Annotated in this window: 13 protein-coding genes; 6 read left to right on the top strand and 7 right to left on the bottom strand. The window is 34.7% G+C overall.

Annotation, left to right across the window (positions count from 1 at the left end; genetic code table 11):
- Nucleotides 1-39 precede the first annotated feature (39 nt).
- Nucleotides 40-1,656, top strand: coding sequence for a UxaA family hydrolase (locus ZPR_RS13985; protein WP_013072369.1), 1,617 nt, complete (start codon nucleotides 40-42; stop codon nucleotides 1,654-1,656).
- Here ZPR_RS13985 and ZPR_RS13980 read toward each other — a convergent pair.
- Nucleotides 1,651-2,670 carry a LacI family DNA-binding transcriptional regulator gene (locus ZPR_RS13980; protein WP_013072368.1) on the bottom strand — a complete coding sequence of 340 codons (1,020 nt, stop codon included), beginning with the start codon at nucleotides 2,668-2,670 and terminating at the stop codon, nucleotides 1,651-1,653. The two genes, ZPR_RS13985 and ZPR_RS13980, sit on opposite strands and share 6 nt — an antisense overlap.
- 403 nt (nucleotides 2,671-3,073) lie before the next feature.
- Between ZPR_RS13980 and ZPR_RS13975 the strand changes: the two genes are divergently transcribed.
- A complete protein-coding gene (locus ZPR_RS13975; RefSeq protein ID WP_013072367.1) occupies nucleotides 3,074-3,475 on the top strand; it encodes a carboxypeptidase-like regulatory domain-containing protein in 402 nt (133 codons plus the stop codon).
- Between the two features lie 530 nt (nucleotides 3,476-4,005).
- The gene (locus ZPR_RS13970; protein WP_013072366.1) at nucleotides 4,006-7,401 is read left to right on the top strand and encodes a VCBS repeat-containing protein; all 3,396 of its coding nucleotides are present in this window, start codon (nucleotides 4,006-4,008) and stop codon (nucleotides 7,399-7,401) included.
- Between the two features lie 233 nt (nucleotides 7,402-7,634).
- Here ZPR_RS13970 and ZPR_RS13965 read toward each other — a convergent pair whose 3' ends face one another.
- The 4 genes from ZPR_RS13965 to ZPR_RS23435 all read right to left on the bottom strand — a co-directional run bounded on the left by ZPR_RS13965 (nucleotide 7,635) and on the right by ZPR_RS23435 (nucleotide 12,560).
- A complete protein-coding gene (locus tag ZPR_RS13965; protein WP_013072365.1) occupies nucleotides 7,635-9,038 on the bottom strand; it encodes a TolC family protein in 1,404 nt (467 codons plus the stop codon).
- 1 nt (nucleotide 9,039) lies between these two features.
- On the bottom strand, nucleotides 9,040-10,422 hold the full coding sequence (locus tag ZPR_RS13960; protein ID WP_013072364.1) for an HlyD family secretion protein: 1,383 nt from the start codon (nucleotides 10,420-10,422) through the stop codon (nucleotides 9,040-9,042).
- A gap of 15 nt (nucleotides 10,423-10,437) precedes the next feature.
- Nucleotides 10,438-12,042, bottom strand: a complete 1,605-nt coding sequence (locus ZPR_RS13955) for an ABC transporter transmembrane domain-containing protein (RefSeq protein WP_013072363.1) — start codon at nucleotides 12,040-12,042, stop codon at nucleotides 10,438-10,440.
- A 344-nt stretch (nucleotides 12,043-12,386) separates the two neighbouring features.
- On the bottom strand, nucleotides 12,387-12,560 hold the full coding sequence (locus ZPR_RS23435) for a hypothetical protein (RefSeq protein WP_187288235.1): 174 nt from the start codon (nucleotides 12,558-12,560) through the stop codon (nucleotides 12,387-12,389).
- 641 nt (nucleotides 12,561-13,201) lie between these two features.
- Here ZPR_RS23435 and ZPR_RS13950 point away from each other — a divergent pair.
- Both ZPR_RS13950 and ZPR_RS13945 read left to right on the top strand, forming a co-directional pair.
- Complete coding sequence (locus ZPR_RS13950; RefSeq protein WP_013072361.1) at nucleotides 13,202-14,176, top strand: ribonucleotide-diphosphate reductase subunit beta; 975 nt, start codon at nucleotides 13,202-13,204, stop codon at nucleotides 14,174-14,176.
- A gap of 34 nt (nucleotides 14,177-14,210) precedes the next feature.
- The gene (locus tag ZPR_RS13945) at nucleotides 14,211-15,905 is read left to right on the top strand and encodes a ribonucleoside-diphosphate reductase subunit alpha (RefSeq protein ID WP_013072360.1); all 1,695 of its coding nucleotides are present in this window, start codon (nucleotides 14,211-14,213) and stop codon (nucleotides 15,903-15,905) included.
- Nucleotides 15,906-16,001: 96 nt separating this feature from the next.
- Here ZPR_RS13945 and ZPR_RS13940 read toward each other — a convergent pair whose 3' ends face one another.
- Nucleotides 16,002-16,415, bottom strand: a complete 414-nt coding sequence (locus ZPR_RS13940; protein WP_013072359.1) for a hypothetical protein — start codon at nucleotides 16,413-16,415, stop codon at nucleotides 16,002-16,004.
- A gap of 147 nt (nucleotides 16,416-16,562) precedes the next feature.
- Complete coding sequence (locus ZPR_RS13935) at nucleotides 16,563-16,982, bottom strand: hypothetical protein (protein ID WP_013072358.1); 420 nt, start codon at nucleotides 16,980-16,982, stop codon at nucleotides 16,563-16,565.
- Between the two features lie 213 nt (nucleotides 16,983-17,195).
- Here ZPR_RS13935 and ZPR_RS13930 point away from each other — a divergent pair, with 213 nt between their 5' ends.
- The gene (locus ZPR_RS13930) at nucleotides 17,196-17,858 is read left to right on the top strand and encodes an SDR family oxidoreductase (RefSeq protein WP_013072356.1); all 663 of its coding nucleotides are present in this window, start codon (nucleotides 17,196-17,198) and stop codon (nucleotides 17,856-17,858) included.
- Nucleotides 17,859-17,899 lie beyond the last annotated feature (41 nt).

Genomic DNA, 17,899 nt, shown 5'->3' with positions numbered 1-17,899 from the left:
CGAAGGCCAAAAATTTTGAAGGGCTAAAAATTGAAGAAGATGAAGAATAAATTAATAAAAGTACATCCCGAAGATAATGTTGCGATTGCGTTAACCGATTTATGGCAAGGTGATAAGTTAGATTTTGAAGGTGAAGAAGTAATCGTTTTGTCTGATGTAAAAGCTAAGCATAAAATCACGATGGTCGATCTTGAACCAGAAAGTAAGATTTATATGTATGGCGTTTTAGTGGGTAAAGCGACTTCAAGTATTAAACGCGGTGATGTGCTCACCGTAGATAATGTAAAACACCAAGCCAGTACAACTACCGAAAAAACAGCAACTGTTGCGTACACAGCGCCTGATATTTCAAAGTGGAAAGAGCGTACGTTTATGGGCTACCATCGTAATGACGGACAGGTAGGAACACAAAATGTATGGTTGTTTTTTCCGTTGGTTTTTTGTGAAAACAGAAATGTAGAATTGCTGAAAGACGTTTTCGAAAAAGAACTCTCTTTTCATAAATCCAGTAAACAACGAAAATTACTTCGCAATTTAATTAGCGGGGAGAATATTGAATTAAGTGAAGATAAAACGCCAGACGAAGAGCCTATTTTTGATAATGTAGAAGTACGCTTTATAACGCATCAAGGAGGCTGCGGCGGTATTCGACAGGATTCGGTTTCTTTATCAAAATTACTGGCCGGTTATGTAAATAATCCCAATGTGGCCGGAGCAACAGTATTGAGTTTAGGTTGTCAGAACCTTCAGATCGATATTTTTCAAAATGCTTTAGATGCTATCAATCCAAAGTTAGATAAACCTGTTTTAATTTATGAACAGCAGCAAGAAGGTACGATTGATGAAATGTTGAATAAGATTATTCGGGATTCTTTTGATGGTATTAAAAAAGCTAATGAAATTCAGCGTCAACCCGCTCCCTTATCTAAACTGAAATTAGGTTTAGAATGTGGAGGATCTGATGGTTTTTCGGGAATTTCAGCAAATCCTTCCTTAGGTTATGCATCCGATTTACTTGCAGCATTAGGCGGTTCACCAATTCTATCAGAATTCCCCGAGTTATGTGGAGTAGAGCAGGAGTTAGTCAATAGATGTGTGGATGAAGAAAAAGCAAAACGTTTTCTAAAACTAATGCGTGCCTATGAAGATGCCGCTGAAGCTTCCGGTTCAGGTTTTGATATGAATCCATCTCCCGGAAACATCAAAGATGGTTTAATTACCGATGCGATGAAATCTGCCGGAGCAGCTAAAAAAGGAGGAACTTCACCTATTCAGGATATTTTAGATTACGGCGAATACGTAACCAAACCCGGATTAAATTTATTGTGTACCCCAGGTAACGATGTAGAAAGTACTACCGCAATGGTAGGTTCGGGCGCTAATGTGGTCGTATTCACCACCGGATTGGGAACACCCACGGGAAATCCAATTGCACCGGTAATTAAGGTAGCTTCGAATTCCATTTTAGCAGGAAGAATGCCAGACATTATTGATATTGATAGTGGAGCCGTTATCAAAGGCGAAAAAACAATCGAGGAAATGGGCGAAGAAATCTTGGAATATATCATCGACGTAGCCAGTGGAGAAACCAACGCTAAAGCCGATCAGAATGATCAAAACGATTTTATTCCATGGAAAAGAGGAGTTTCTCTATAAATTTCGATTAGAAGAATCTCTAATATAAAGTTCGGGAGCAAGTACCACCTTTTTTTCGGCAGTGAGTATTTGGCTTTCGATTTGTTCTAAAAATACCTGAGCTGCAATCTTTCCCATTTCAAAAGGGGTCTGATCTACCGAGGTAATCGGTAATTCCATATATTTTGTAAAGGGTTCATTACTAAAGCCTACTACGCAAACTTCTTTGGGGATTTTGATGCCTATTTTTCTTAATTCCTGAATCGCTCCCAAAGCTGCGTAATCACTAGCAGAAAAGATTGCATCGGGTTTTTCTTCAAATTCCCATAATTCTTTTACGGCAGAAATTCCTGATTCGAGTTTACTATTTACCTGTAAACTAAAGCGACTTAGAGGAGTTATACCATGATCTTTTAATGCTTTTAAATATCCCTGATGCCTGTTTTTGTATATCTCAACACTAAGATCACCTGAAAAATGAGCGATCTTTTTACATCCCTGCTTGATTAAATGTTGTGTGGCAAGATAGCCACCTTTAAAATCGTCGATGATTACTGAGCTTAAACCGGGCACATCTTTTTTCCGATCAAAAAACACCAAAGGCGTATTTTCAGCAAGTGCTTTTTGAATATGGGAGGTATCCTGTGTGGTTTTAGCAACCGACATAAAGATACCATCTACCTGAGTATTTAAAAGCGTATCGATTTGCTTAATTTCATTATCTACATCTTCATGACTCTGGCAGATAATAACATGATATCCATGTGGAGAAAGTTCTTCCTCGATACCACGGATTACACTAGAAAAAAAACTTCGATTTATAAAAGGTACGATCACACCAACATTATTGGTGCGTCCACTTTTTAAAGCTTGTGCCAATCTGTTTTGCTTATAGTTCATTTTGGCAGCGGTTTTTAAAACAAGCTCACGAGTTTTTTGGCTAATCTTTGGATTGTTGTTTAAGGCTCTTGAAACTGTAGCCGCACTTATATTAAGCTTTTTAGAAATATCATATATGGTAACCTTTTCAGCCATGTATTTTTAATCCAGGATTAAATTTAATTTTAAATAAAATATGCCACAATATAAGAATTCGATTTAATAAGCTTTGTTGCGACTCAGTTATTCTTAGTATTGAAGAATCATTATTTTTCAACAGTAATTTATTTCAGAGATATTTTTAAAATGGATTTTTTTGGCATATTGATAATTAAACTATAAATTAGTGTAATCGATTACAGGGAGATCGGAAAACTTATAAATATTCAGCTCTAAAAATCTCAAGCTAAAGAATATAAGTTTTATAAGAAAAGGAACTTTTGAAAAACTGATATTGATATTCTTTTGAATTACTAGAACGTTATCGTAGATAGATAGGGATAATGGTTTTATAAAAGCTATGGAAAACTGAATTACTAATTATTAATATAAAAGAATAATGCGAAAGGTAAATAAAGATTACAGCACATTTCTAATTGCTTTTGCCTTAATGTTGGGAATGGGCATGCTTAATAAAATTAATGCACAGGATTTTAAAACTATAGCGGGTAGTGTTACTTCAGAAGAAGGAGTAGCCCTAAAAGGAGTAAATATCTTTGTTCCTAATACCAGTTTTGGTAGTGTTACCGATGCTGAAGGAAATTTTGAATTGCAAATTCCGGAAGATTCAAAAGTTGTTCTTACCTATATTGGTTTTGAAACGAAAACGATTGATGTGTCAAAAACAACTGATTTTCAGTTGAAATTGGAAAAAGAAAAAAGTATGCAGGAAGATACTATTATTGTGAGTTATAATAAGGATGTAGGAAAACCAAAATCTCGGATTCTAAAAATAGAATAAATAAGATTTTAAACAACAGCACAATTTATCAATAGTTAGGTTGATGTTTAGATTTTTTAAGTTGAATTATTAAGTCAAAGAGAAGCCTGTATGTACATGCTTCTCTTTGACTTAATAATCGAGATTAATGATCCGATCTGGTTTCGAAAACTTCTATCGGGATCTGGACGTCCAGAAATAAAACATAATTTGATTTATTAGCTTTCCCTTAAGTATTTTAATTGCTATTAATATATGTGTAATCTCTAAAAAAGGATTTTAATAGTTTTTCTTATCTATTTACTTAGCTTTAATTTTTAAGGCTAGTTTCGCTTTATTTCCCTAAACCGGATTATTATGGATGGCTTGAATATGATGGGTAAAATACGATAAGGATACCGTTTAATTTTTAATATTTTTATTATAATTTAAATGTTTTATATGTTAAAATTTTATTAAAATTATTATGTTTGAATATTTGCAGTGTCAATGCCTTCTAAAATTTTTTATTTGTGCATTGCAGTTTGTGGCAGATATTTAAATAATCTTTTATGAATACTCAAACTTCGAGAATTTACTTATTGTTTTTATTGGTTTTTACGGCTTGTCGTACTGAGGATAAAGAATTAGTATCAACCGAAAAATCTCCTTTATTTAATCTTCTAAGTCCTTCTCTAACCGGTATTGATTTCGAAAATACGCTCACGGAAACCGAAAAAAATAATATCATTACTTACGAATACATTTATAACGGTGGTGGAGTGGCCATAGGAGATGTGAATAATGATGGTTTTCCTGATATATACTTGTCTGGGAATCAAGTGAAAAATAAGCTTTTCTTAAATAAAGGGGGTTTGAAATTTGAAGACATTACCACAAAAATTCAATTAGAAGAAAAAGAAGGCTGGAAAACTGGTGCAGCAATGGCAGATATTAATGGTGACGGCCTTATTGACATTTATTTATGTTATTCCGGCAATGCTCCACAGGAAGGGATGACAGCCCCCCTGATTAATGATTATAAGCCCAGATCAAATCAGTTATTTATAAATCAGGGACTCGATAAAAATGGTTTACCTACTTTTAAAGAGCAGGCCAATGAGTATGGTGTTGATGCTATAGGCACTTTTAGCACACAGGCTTATTTTTTGGATTATGACCTGGATGGAGATCTTGATTTATTTTTGCTCAATCACGCTAATAAATTTTACAATATATTTTTTAATGTGACTATGTTGCGGAGCAAGCGACATCCTTATTATGGTAATCAACTTTATGAAAATCAGGGTGATAAATTTGTAGAAGTGTCTGAAAAAGCGGGAATTGATGGTACAGGAATCAACTTTGGTCTGAGTGCGGCAATCAGTGATTTAAATAAAGATGGATACCCTGATATTTTTGTAACAAATGATTATTCTGAACAGGACTTTTGTTATTTGAATAATGGTGACGGTACTTTTACCGAAACCTCAAAAGCCTCTTTTGCACATTTCTCGAAATACTCCATGGGATCTGACGTAGCCGATATTAATAATGATTTAAATCCGGATTTGTTTGTGGTAGATATGCTTCCCGAAGATAATTACCGACAAAAAGTGCTGAAAGGACCAGATGAATATAATAAAACGCAACGTCTTATAGATAGTGGTTATCACAAGCAGTATATGCGGAATAACCTACATTTGAACAAAGGTCTGGATCCCGAGGGAAACTTGCGTTTTACAGAGGTAGGACAACTTGCAGGGATTTCTAATACCGATTGGAGTTGGGCACCTTTGTTTGCTGATTATGATAATGACGGATTTAAAGATGTTATTATTAGTAATGGATATCTTAGAGATTATAGCAACCTCGATTTCAACAATTATACGGTCCATGAAGCCTATGCACGTGCTCAGTCTACCGGGGAAAAGCTCGATTTAGGACTGTTGATCAGTAAAATTCCCTCTACTAAGGTTTCCAATTATATCTATAAAAATGTTGACGGGTTACTTTTTGAAGATAAAACTGAAGACTGGGGGCTTAAGCTTAAGACGGTTTCTAATGCTATGGCTTATGCCGATTTTGATAATGATGGTGATCTTGATCTAATTATCAATAATCTTAATGATCCGATTTTGTTTTATGAAAACCTCGAAAATGAGCAGTTTTCAAATAACTTTCTTTCGCTAACCTTGAGAGGCGAAGGTAAAAATACACAAGCTTTAGGTACTAAGGTGATTCTTAATTTTGCAGACGGAAGCCATATCTATCAGGAGGCCTATTATATAAGAGGTTTTCAATCTTCGGTAGAACCTAAAATGAACATTGGCTTGGGTAGGAGCAGAAGTCTGGAAAGTCTCGATGTGATCTGGCCTTCTAAAAAGCTTAGCCATATTGAAAATGTGCAGATCAATCAACTGCTTTCATTAAATGAAGCAGATGCAACCGATATTTATCAATACGATACCATTTCTTCAGATGGATTTTTTAAAGACATTACGGTAACTTCTAATATAGATTTTGCACATAAGGAAAATGCGTATGTCGATTTTAATTATGAAAGTCTTATTCCGTATCAGGTATCTAAAACCGGTGGGAAGGTAGCTGTAGGTGACGTCAACAATGACGGTAATGATGATATCTTTTTCCTGGGAGCAAGGGGACAGGCTTCTAAGTTATATTTAGGGCTTGAGAATGGAAAGTTCAAAGATTTTAATGCCAATCAACCATGGGGTAGTGCTGAAGATATTGTGCATGAGGATTACGATGCTCTGTTTTTTGATGCTGATGGCGATGGTGATCTGGATTTGTATGTGGTAAGCGGAGGAAATGAAGAGTTTAATGGCGATAACTATTATCAGGATCGCTTATACCTTAATAAGGGTAATGGAATATTCAGCAAAAATGAAAATGCCTTACCTGATATGAAGTTTAGCGGAGGTGTTGTTAAAGCAGCAGACTATGATAAAGATGGTGACCTGGATTTGTTTGTGGGGGGAAGAATTTCCGGTGGAAATTATCCAATGCCGCCTAGAAGTACCTTGCTTAAAAATGAAAGTACAGAAACTACAGTAAAATTTAGTGTCAACCGAAGCTATGATCTCGAGCAGGTGGGGATGGTGACCGATGCAGAATGGGTAGATCTGGATGGTGATACCTGGCCCGATTTGGTTTTAACCGGAGAATGGATGCCTGTAAGCATCTTTAAAAATAATCGAGGTGTTTTAAAAAATCAAACTGCGGAAGCAGGTCTCCAAAACTCAAATGGATGGTGGTTTAGTTTGGAAGCGGGTGATTTTGATAACGATGGTGATATTGATTTTTTGGCAGGTAATCTTGGAGAAAATACTCAGTTTAGAGCTTCGGTTACAGAGCCTATGCGTTATTATATTCAGGATATTGATAATAATGGACGTATTGATCCCATTTTAACCTATTATATTGATGGAGTGAGCTATCCATGGCCTACACGTGATGAATTAATGGCGCAGGTTTCATCCCTAAAAAAGCAATACGTTTCTTACGATAGTTATGCAAAAACCAATACCGATCAATTTTTAAAAACCAATAATATAGAGCCTCGTTTTACTTTAGAAATTTATACACTGGCCTCTTCTTTTATAGAGAACAATGGCGATGGGACTTTTAGTGTAAAATCCCTGCCAAAACCTATTCAGGATTCTGCTATTCAGGATTTTGTGTATTCTGATTTTGATGGAGATGGTAATGCTGAGATCCTTACCGCTGGCAATTTATTCCCATTTAGAGTAAGCCAGGGGGCACTTGATGCCTCTTTCGGAGCATTTTTAAAATTCAATAAGAATAATTTCGGCCTTATGTCCCAATCAGATAAGCTTTGGTTAGATGGTGATATTAAGTCCCTCCATATTTTAAAGCATAAATCAGGTAAAAAACAATTGCTGGTTTCGCGAAATAATGACCGTCCTAGCCTGTATACTTATTAAACCGGATATATGAGAATGGTTTTCATTTATTGGAATTGAAAAAAAGTTTTTTAGATTTTGCAGGATGATACGCTATGCGAAAATATCTATGTTCTATATTCAAATTGACGAAATCAATTTTAATTGATATAAAAATCGTTTTAGAACTATAGCGGTATTGGATTTCTAAAAATGAAATTTAGAATTTTAATATTCTAAAAATGCGCCTCAGTCTTTATTTTCAATAAAAAGAATTAGTCATTCTCATATTCAATTCGCAATGTTTCAAATAATTTTGCGATCGCAATATTTAGTTCGTTGTTGATTTTGTTCATTTTAAGAATAGAATCTATAAGCTTATTTTCCCTTGTGTTGATGTAGAATATAGAACTTTCGCCCATTTCGAATAAGCGTTTTTCAGCTTCTACCATAATTTCGCTTTCGTTTACGATATTGCTTACTATGGCCATTTGTTCTTGTAAACTAAGAATCTCCCTCTCTGTAGCTTTTATTTTGTTGCTCAATTTCCAGGCACTCTCAGATAACTTAAATTCTGCCTGTTCTCTTTTAACTTTAGAAAGCCTTAAATCTCCACGTTCTTTCCGTAGAAATAATGGAAAGCTCACTTTAACTCCGGCTTTATAATTATTTGTATTTATATAGTCCGGCTCGTTTATCTCTTCGGAAAGAAAGTTATACTCTACATCGATTTTTGGAAGAAGTTTATTTCTTTTGAGCCTAATATCAAGATCATAAGCTTCTAAATCATAATTTAAAGACTGTAATTTTGGGTGGTCTTCTATAGTTGTGGCATTGCCTAATAGCTGTTCGATTCCTAAAACTGAAGTAAAATCTACGGTCTCGGGAGACGGTTTCATTCGATCTTCCAGTTCCAACGGGATATCTTCTATCCAGAGATAGTTACTTAAGGCAAGTTTGGCTTTTTGAAGTTTTAGTTCTGCCTGCTTAAGATCTAGTTTCCTGCTTCGCACCGTAATCATGGTTTCTACGGTATCTATAGCTGGGGTTTCCCCAAGTCGGCTGGATGTAGCAATACCTTCAAACCGAATTAGGGCATTTTCTAAAAACTCTTCGTAAACCGATGTGTTTTGAAAATAGTAAACCCAATCTGCATAAGCTTTTGTAGCATCGGCCAGCACCTGGTTTACCTGGATGTTCCGCTCTAATTGTGATTGTTGCTGAAAGATTTTTGCCTGTTTAAGATTGTTCATTCTTTCGTTATAAAGCAATCCCTGCGCAAGCCTAATATTTACTCCGGCACTCCACAAACCATCGTCGGGCGTGTTATTTTCCGGGTTTAGATAATATCCTTCATTCTGTTCGTAGCCTGCTTTAAGATCAATACCATACCAGGTAGGAATTTTAAAAGTTCCGTGCCATAGTGAGTAATATTCAGTTCCATGAAAGTTTTTTTCTTTCATTCCGCCTTCAAGCTTGGGATCAAAAGCCCCTCTCGATTTTAATAATTTTGCTTCGGCACCTGAGAGTTCAAGATTAGCTTGTGCTACGATCGGGTGGTAGCGTTTTACCATAGCAAGGAACTCTTCCAGCGTAAAGATTTCCGATTCTTGTTCTTGCGCATTTCCGAAGAAAATACAAAAAACAGAAAAGTAAAATAAACAAATAAATTTTCGCATATTACTTCTTAGCATCTTTCGAATCGCTTTTCTTTCCGTCTTTTTCTTTTTCCGCGCTGGTATAATAGTTTGGCGGGAATCCATTTAAATTTCTCCAAAGCTCATACCAAATAGGAACATCTTCCAGTAAAGCCAGGGTTCTTGCACCAGAGCCTACACGTAAAGCCTCCGGCCATGCGTGTTTTTCTCGTTCTTTTAGATCTGGGGCAAGTAGAATTCGATATTTACCATTATCGCTTATAAAATTTTCTATCGCCACGACTTTTGCTCCATATGTACCGTAAGAAGCATTAGGCCATCCACTAAATACGATTGCTGGCCATCCGTCAAACTGAACCCTTACATGATCACCGATACTTATTAATGGTAAATCGATAGGTTTTACATAAGTTTCCACGGCAATATCAATGTCTGATGGCATAATAGTCACCAGTTTTTCACCTTCTTTAAAGGTTTCTCCCAAACCTTTAATTAAGGCGCGGTTAATGTATCCATTTTGCGGCGCACGGATATAAAGCAGATTTTTTCGGATTTGATAATTGGATAGCGAATTTTCTAATTTAGAGACCTGTGCCTGGGCATCAAACCTCGATGAATTAGCCGTAGAGATCTCTCCCTCGATCTTATTGATTTTATCGATATAATTGGCTTCTATACGATTAACCTCCATAATCGCATTAAGCAACTCGTTTCTACTGCTTAATAATTTATTTTCCAGGTCGATAACTTTGGCCTGGGATTCCTGAAATTTTGATTGTTTGGTTTCTAAATCCAGTCTTGATTTTAAGCCCTCTTCGTATAATTCGGTAGTACGGGTATATTGCCTATCGGCAATACTTAAGTTTACCCTGGCAGCTTCTAAAGAAATACTGTCACTATTAATTTTAAGTTCGGCCTGTTTTCTTTTATTCCTGGTTTGTTCTAATTTTAATTCTCTTTCACGTTGTATAGCCGCCAACTGTCGTTGTAAGGCATCAATCTTTTGTCCATAAGATGCGAAGGAATTACTTTTTGAAGCTAATTGATCTCCTGTCCTTTCCACCAAAAGGGGGTCAAAATATTCGTTTTTTACTTCAGCAATATGTAAGATAGTATCCCCTTTTTCTACATAATCACCTTCCTGAACATACCATTTTTGGATTTGTCCCGGGATGGGTGATTGCAGTGTTTGGGGTCTTTGATCAGGTTTTAGGGTAGTTACGTAACCTCTACCGCTTATGGTTTGCGTCCATGGGAAAAACAGTAGAATTAGTAAAAACACAAAAGTTCCTAATAAAATCCTGGAAAGAAGCTTGTGATGACTTCTCTTCACGATCAGCGAAAAAGCACTAAACTCTTCGAGTTTTATCTTTTCGCCCAATTTTGTATTAGAAAGATTAAGCATTTATTGTTTAATTTTTTATTTGTGTTCTAGGTAAAGCGGTTCAAATTCGTCTAATCGATGCGCATCATCTGCAAGGAAAATACAGGTGTCTTCCCTGTTTACATGTTTCATTAGTGCTTTCTTATCATTTTCTGAAATAATATAGCCTTTCTCTATCATCAGAAGTTTAGGGTCCTTAAGTAAAGCTCTTATCAAACAAATCTTTTTAGCTGTTTTAGCGCCTATTTTTTTATTCCCAGAAAAGATATAAGTGTTTAAAGATTCTGGGAGTTTATTAATATGGTCTAAGACATTAAAATCTTCCAGCATTTGGTATACCCGGTCTGAGCTCATATTAGGATTACTAAGGGTTAAGTTCTCCCAGATGGTGCCTTCAAAAATACTATCGGTATTTAAAAGTAACGCGATTTTATTGCGATAGCTGTCCAGGTTAACATTTGCAATCTCTTCACGGTTAAAATAAATTCTTCCATTCTTGGTTTTCTTCATTCCAGAGAGGTAATGGAAAAAGTCATTTATAACAACTTCTGCGCCCACGATATTGATAAGATCACCTTTGTTGACCACAATATCTGGTACCACGCTTTCTTCAATATGAAGATTTTCTATCTTAATAGGGAAAAGATGCACATCGTTTTCATGAACACCTGTTTTACGATCTAATTTTTTTGAAGTTACTTCGCTAATTTTTTCAACAGCGGTTACAACGTCGTAAATAGTTTCAAGACTAAGCCCTATTTTTTCTACAGAATTTATGACGAGGACGATAATAATTTCAGCGGCGACAAATTGGCCAATATTCATTTGTTGATTAATCACCAGCAAACCACCTATTAAAAGTAATCCTAAAGTCACGATAACTTTAAAAACGACCATTTGTTTGTACTGATTTTTAACCGTGCCAAAATGCGATTGTCTGTTCTCTAAGTATTTCTGTACAAGATGGTTATTTTTATTTTGTTCGTATTCGTCTGGAAAAATTTTAAAAGTTCTAAAATTTGCAGCGACCTGCTGAATCCAAAAAGCGATATGGTATTTCTTTTTGGATTCCAGAATGCTTGTTTCTAAAGCTTTTGAAAGACTGAATTTAAAGATAATATAAATAAGCACTATCAATAGGATAGCAAAAGCAATAAAAAACGGGTGATAAAACGACAGTAATAGAAGGCCAAAAATAATTTGGATTACCGCTGCCGGAAAATCCAATAGTAATTTCTGCAATCCTTTTTGAAGCGTGAGCACATCAAAAAACCGATTGGATAATTCAGGAGGATAGTAATTTTCTAATTCCCTCACTCGCATTTTTGGGAACCGGTAGATAAATTCGAAAGAAGCACGGGTAAATACTTTTTCCTGAATATTCTCTACAAGATCGAGCTGTAGCACCTGTAAAGCGCCGTTAAATCCAACTCCAAGAGTTACCAGACAGGTTAATAAAATCCAGGAAGTAGAAACTTCAGCACCCTGAATAAGATTAATAATTGCCTGTATTCCTAAGGGAAGGGTTAAGCTAATAAGACCTGCAAAAATCGCATAGTATAAAACGTGTAAAATATCCCGTTTTTCGAGTTTTAGCAGATTCCATAGTTTAGTCCAGGGTGAAATTGAACTTTTGGCCATATATTATTAAGTGATTTGTAACTATTTAAAAATGATCGATATAGATTTCGAATCTGTAAATGTAATTAAAAGTTGCGTCCTTGTCTAAAGCTTCAGAATTTTATAACATTCCTTAGCCGTGTGCGAAAATAGAATGGGATTATTAAAAATTCTTTATATCGAGATTAAAATACCATTAGAATTTCTTAATAAGCATTAAATTTTTTGTTTACTCCCTGTTTTTATCTGGGTTTTTTGGTATAACATCTAAATAAGGTAAACTTACGATTTATTAACATAGTAGCGAGCGTATACTATTTCTTTTATTGGCATCCTAAAAGTTAGATGATGCCTTAGTACCGAAATTATCCCTGTGCTCTTAAATGGTAAAATAGGTTTTTGATTATTATAAATGATGCCGTTGAAAAAAACATTTCTGGTTGAAAGGTGTCTAAAAAAATTCTAAACTTTTTAACCGCATTGGCATTGGCCATATTTTTGTATTCGGCTGCATGGTTTACAAAAAAGACGCTCTTCATTTTAAACTAATTTTTAATTTGTAAGTGCTATAAAATGTTTAGAATTAGACAAGTGTATTTTGCGCTCTATTTTTTATAAAATTTTAGCTTTATAATAACGAATTTCAAGTATAGGATTTTCTATATTTGTACTGCGCTTGCGTATTTCTTTCCAGATAATTAAATATCCATTATTTTAAGTTATAAAATATTTACATTACAAAAAGTTTACATTTTTTGTAAACAATTTGTTATTGCTTCGTTTGTAAAATGCTTATTTCTAGTTTTTTATAAAATAAAACGTAAAACTTTAAAAATCAGAAGGTTCTAAATTGTTTACAAAATTGTGAATAAGTATGATAAGATTTTTGAAAAAAGTGTGCTCTTAGATTGTAATTTTGATTTGAAATTATTGAACGAAATTTCATTGAAAATTTAGGGGAATCATGTGCAAATCATGAGCTGTTGCGCAACTGTAAATTAGCGTTGCTGATAAGCCAGAATACCTTGTTTTTCGTTTCAATGACTTTTGCTTTCGCATAAAAAGTGATGGTCGTGGATATTAAGATTCGAGTTTTTTAGAACAAAATTTTATCGAATAGCATCCTTCCATTTTATTTTATGCCCTTGGTTTTTTGTTTCATTAACAACACAACAGCAGTATGAGTATTTTTGACAAGCGGCTAAATTATAAGCCTTTTGAGTATCCGGGAGTTTTAGATTTTACAGATGCTATTAATCAATCGTTTTGGGTACATTCTGAGGTGGATTTTACCGCAGATGTACAGGATTTTCATTCGCATTTAACCACAGGAGAGAAAGATGTGGTAAAGAAAAGTTTACTGGCAATTGCACAAATTGAAGTTGCTGTAAAATCGTTTTGGGGTGATTTATATAAACATTTACCAAAACCGGAATTTAATGGATTAGGAAGTACTTTTGCCGAATGTGAATTTAGACATTCACAAGCCTATTCAAGACTTTTAGAAGTGTTGGGGTATAATAATGAATTTGCCAAAGTGGTAGAAGTTCCTGCTATTAAAAAACGTATTGCTTATTTAACCGAAGCTTTGGAGCATACCAAAGCTGAGGATCCCAAGGATTATGTGTCTTCTTTGATTTTATTTTCAATTTTGATTGAAAATGTATCCCTGTTTAGTCAGTTTGCCATTGTGTTATCCTTTAACCGTTTTAAGGGAGTAATGAAGAATGTGAGCAATATTATCGCTTGGACTTCAGTAGACGAGCAGATTCATGCTAATGCCGGAATTTATATTATTAATCAGATTCGCGAGGAATATCCGGATTATTTTAATGAAGAAATGACCCGTAAATTAACAGATGTGGTAACCAGATCTATTGAAGTAGAAGAAGAAATTCTGGACTGGATCTTTGAAAACGGTCAGTTAGAAAATATCAATAAAAAGAATCTAATGGATTTTATGAAATTTAGATTAGATGATAGTTTAAAAAGCATAGGACTCCCGAAGCAATACAATATTACTGCAGCTGAATATCAGCCAATGCTTTGGTTTGAAGAAGAAGTTTTTGCCAATAGTTTAGATGATTTCTTTGCCAGACGTCCTGTAGATTACACCAAACACGATAAAAGTATTACTGCATCAGACCTTTTTTAAAATAATCGCCAAACACTAAATACCCGAAACTCTCATGACAACGAACGTAGAAACTCAGCCTTTAATCGCAGACGAACCAAAAAATAAAAGACTTTGGTGGCTTAATGATGAAAGTCAGCAAATCCTTAACCGTGGATATTTACTAAAAGGAGAAACCGTGAAATCGGCTATCGAACGTATAGCAAATGCCTCGGCTAAAAGATTGTATAAGCCTGAATTAGCAGAAGCTTTTATCGAAATGATCGAGCGTGGTTGGATGAGTTTAAGTTCACCAATTTGGGCAAATATGGGGACCGAGCGTGGTTTACCCATCTCATGTTTCAATGTCTATGTACCAGATAATATTGAAGGAATTACCCACAAGCTTGGTGAGGTTATTATGCAAACAAAAATTGGTGGAGGAACGTCTGGATATTTTGGAGAATTACGTGGTCGTGGTAGTGCCGTTACCGATAATGGAAAGAGTAGTGGAGCAACCAGTTTTATGAAGCTTTTCGATACGGCAATGGATACAATCTCTCAAGGTGGTGTACGTCGTGGAGCTTTTGCTGCTTATTTAGATATCGATCATCCGGATATTAAAGAATTTCTGGAAATTAAAAATATCGGTAACCCCATTCAGAATTTATTTTATGGGGTTTGTGTACCAGATTACTGGATGCAGGAGATGATTGAAGGTGATATGGAAAAACGTGAAATCTGGGCTAAGGTTTTAGAAAGTCGCCAGCAAAAAGGGTTACCCTATATTTTATTTAAAGACAATATCAACCGCTTTAAACCTCAGGTTTATAAAGATAAAAACAGAACTATTCACTCCAGTAATCTATGTTCTGAAATTGCATTACCTTCTACTGAAGATGAATCTTTTATCTGTTGTTTGTCTTCCATGAACCTGGAGCTTTACGATGAATGGAAAGATACTGAAGCGGTGAAATTAGCAATCTATTTCTTAGACGGAGTTCTTCAGGAATTTATCGCTAAAACCGAAGGAAATCATTACTTAGCTTCAGCCAATAGGTTTGCCAAAAATCACAGAGCACTTGGTTTAGGAGCTATGGGATGGCACTCTTATTTGCAGAAAAACAGAATTCCGTTTGAAGGAATGCGCGCTAAAGGTTTAACACATCAAATATTTGAAGATATTAGTGCTAAGGCAACCAAAGCGAGTAAAGAACTGGCAACTATTTATGGAGAACCAGAAATGCTTAAAGGTTATGGTCTAAGAAATACCACTTTAATGGCGATTGCACCTACCACTTCGTCTTCGGCAATTTTAGGACAAACTTCACCAGGGATAGAGCCTTTTAGTAGTAATTATTATAAGGCCGGTCTTGCTAAAGGAAACTTTATGCGTAAGAATAAATACCTGAAGCAATTATTGGAAGAAAAAGGACTGGATAACGAAGATACCTGGAGAAGTATCATGCTACATCATGGTAGTGTTCAGCACTTAGAAACCTTAACACAGGAAGAAAAAGATATTTTTAAAACCTTTAAAGAAATTAGCCAGTTAGAGATTATTCAACAGGCATCGGTTAGGCAAAAATTTATCGATCAGGCGCAAAGTTTAAATCTTAATATTCCAGCAGGAGTTCCGGTAAGAGATGTAAACCAGCTAATGATCGAAGCCTGGAAATTAGGGGTGAAAACTTTATATTATCAAAGAAGCCAGAGCGTTTCGAAAGAATTTGTATCTAACATTGTAAATTGTTCAAGCTGTGAAGCTTGATTTTAAGTCAAAATAACAATACAAAGCCATCTGATTCAGATGGCTTTTTTATTTTAAAAGAATAGGTTTATTTATTTGTACTGCTAAAGGGCAATTTTAAATCCCCTTATTTATTTTCTTCTTTTCTATATCCATTTGTTCTTGAAAATGTTTTTCCAAAACCTTTTTTTCATCCATTGTTAAATTTTCAGTAAGACCAATTCGGCTATAAAAATTTATCGTTTCATTATCTTTATGTACAAGTATTACGACAGGATAGCCATTTACGTTTTCTAGAATTTCTAAATTTTCTTCAATTCCTTTAAGCGGTTTCTCGCGATTAATGAAATATTCATAATGCACATCTTTTGCAACAGAAAGGTCAAAAGGATCATCTGTAGGTGGCGCATGAGTAACAATACCTTGAACTTCGTAAAAATCATCTTTTTTATAGTCTGAATACTTTTTTTCTTCTTTACATGAACTTAAGACAAGGCAAACTATAATGAGGGTAGCTAAATTTTTTTTCAAAATCTAATTTTAAAATAAATCTTTATAATACTTTTTTGAGTATTTAAATCGGATTGAAAAAATAACTTGTTAAAGTTATTTATAGAGTTAATATAAGCAATTCTGTAAAGACCAACATATTCTGATAATTTTAAAATGATTTAGATTTTAAACAAATTTGAATTTATGATTCGGTGTATACCGCTTAAAAATTTCAACTAATTTTTCTTTATCATCAGGATGAACTTGAGATAAATCAAATTGATATCTTTTAGCATTTGTTTTTATAACTTCCAGGGTTTCGTTATGGTAGGTACAGGATGCTACCTTTGAAAATGGAATGTTTGCATCTTTAAACCATTTTAGCCGAATGTTTATTCCGGCTTTGTTCCAATTTACCGTGCGTTTATGAATAAAATATTTCCCAAAAAATATCAGCTGGAAAATAAAGAAAGCTTTATCAATAATAATTTCATAAACCCCAAGACGTTCTCCAAAAATAGCAGAAGTAAATAATAGCGCTATAGAAATAAATACTATGGTAGTGTTGAACCAATTATCTAGTCTGTCAAATAGTATTCGCTTCATAGGCCTTTAAATATAATAAAAAATAATATTTAGCGCTACCGTATAAAATAGTATTCGCTGTAATGTATTTTATCTTCATTTGTTTTATCACTGGAAGGTGATTTGCATGGTAAACTCAACCTATAATTAGTTAAACTTAGTTTTAATAGAATTTTAAGTCTAATATCTTTCAGGAAGACCTAACTTGAGAATAAACGAAAAAGAAAAATTGATATGAAAGTTTTAATTATTGGAGCACACGGAAAAGTTGGACAACGCATAGCAAAAGCGATGAGTGCTTCTGAAGATTTTGAACCTACCGCCTTTATTAGAAAAGAAGAGCAACAACCGATTTTTGAAGAAATGAGCGTAAATACAGTTGTAGAAAGTTTAGAAAATACTCCTGAAGCCATTGGCGAAGTGATTAAAAATTATGATGCTGTGGTATTTAGCGCAGGTTCTGGCGGGAAAACCGGTGATGATAAAACCATAGAGATAGATTTGGATGGTGCAATTAAGTCCATTAATCAAGCCGATAAACATGGCGTTAAACGTTTTGTAATGGTAAGCGCTTCACATAGTGACGATCGCTCGTATTGGGGAAAAGTAGATGGAATGAAGCCTTATTATACGGCAAAACATTATGCCGATTTAGAGCTGAAAAGAAGTACGTTGGATTACACCATTTTACGTCCGGTAACTTTAACTGATGATGATGAAGCCGGGAAAGTAATAATGACCAGTAATCCGGATAAAGTAAATTCTAAAATTCCAAGGCAAGCTGTAGCAGAAACAGTTTTAGAGGTGCTAAAAGATTCGAAAACCTATGGCAAAGTAATCGAAATGAGTAAAGGAGACGATGAGATAGCTGAAGCTTTAGCAAAATTTTTGTCATAGCTCCTAGTTGTAAAGTCTACCGGGAACTCCTGCTGATAATT

The sequence above is a fragment of the Zunongwangia profunda SM-A87 genome (genome assembly GCF_000023465.1).
Classification (GTDB): Bacteria; Bacteroidota; Bacteroidia; order Flavobacteriales; family Flavobacteriaceae; genus Zunongwangia; species Zunongwangia profunda.
The sequence above is the reverse complement of the archived record's forward strand: the minus strand, read 5'-3'. Positions and strand labels throughout refer to the sequence as shown.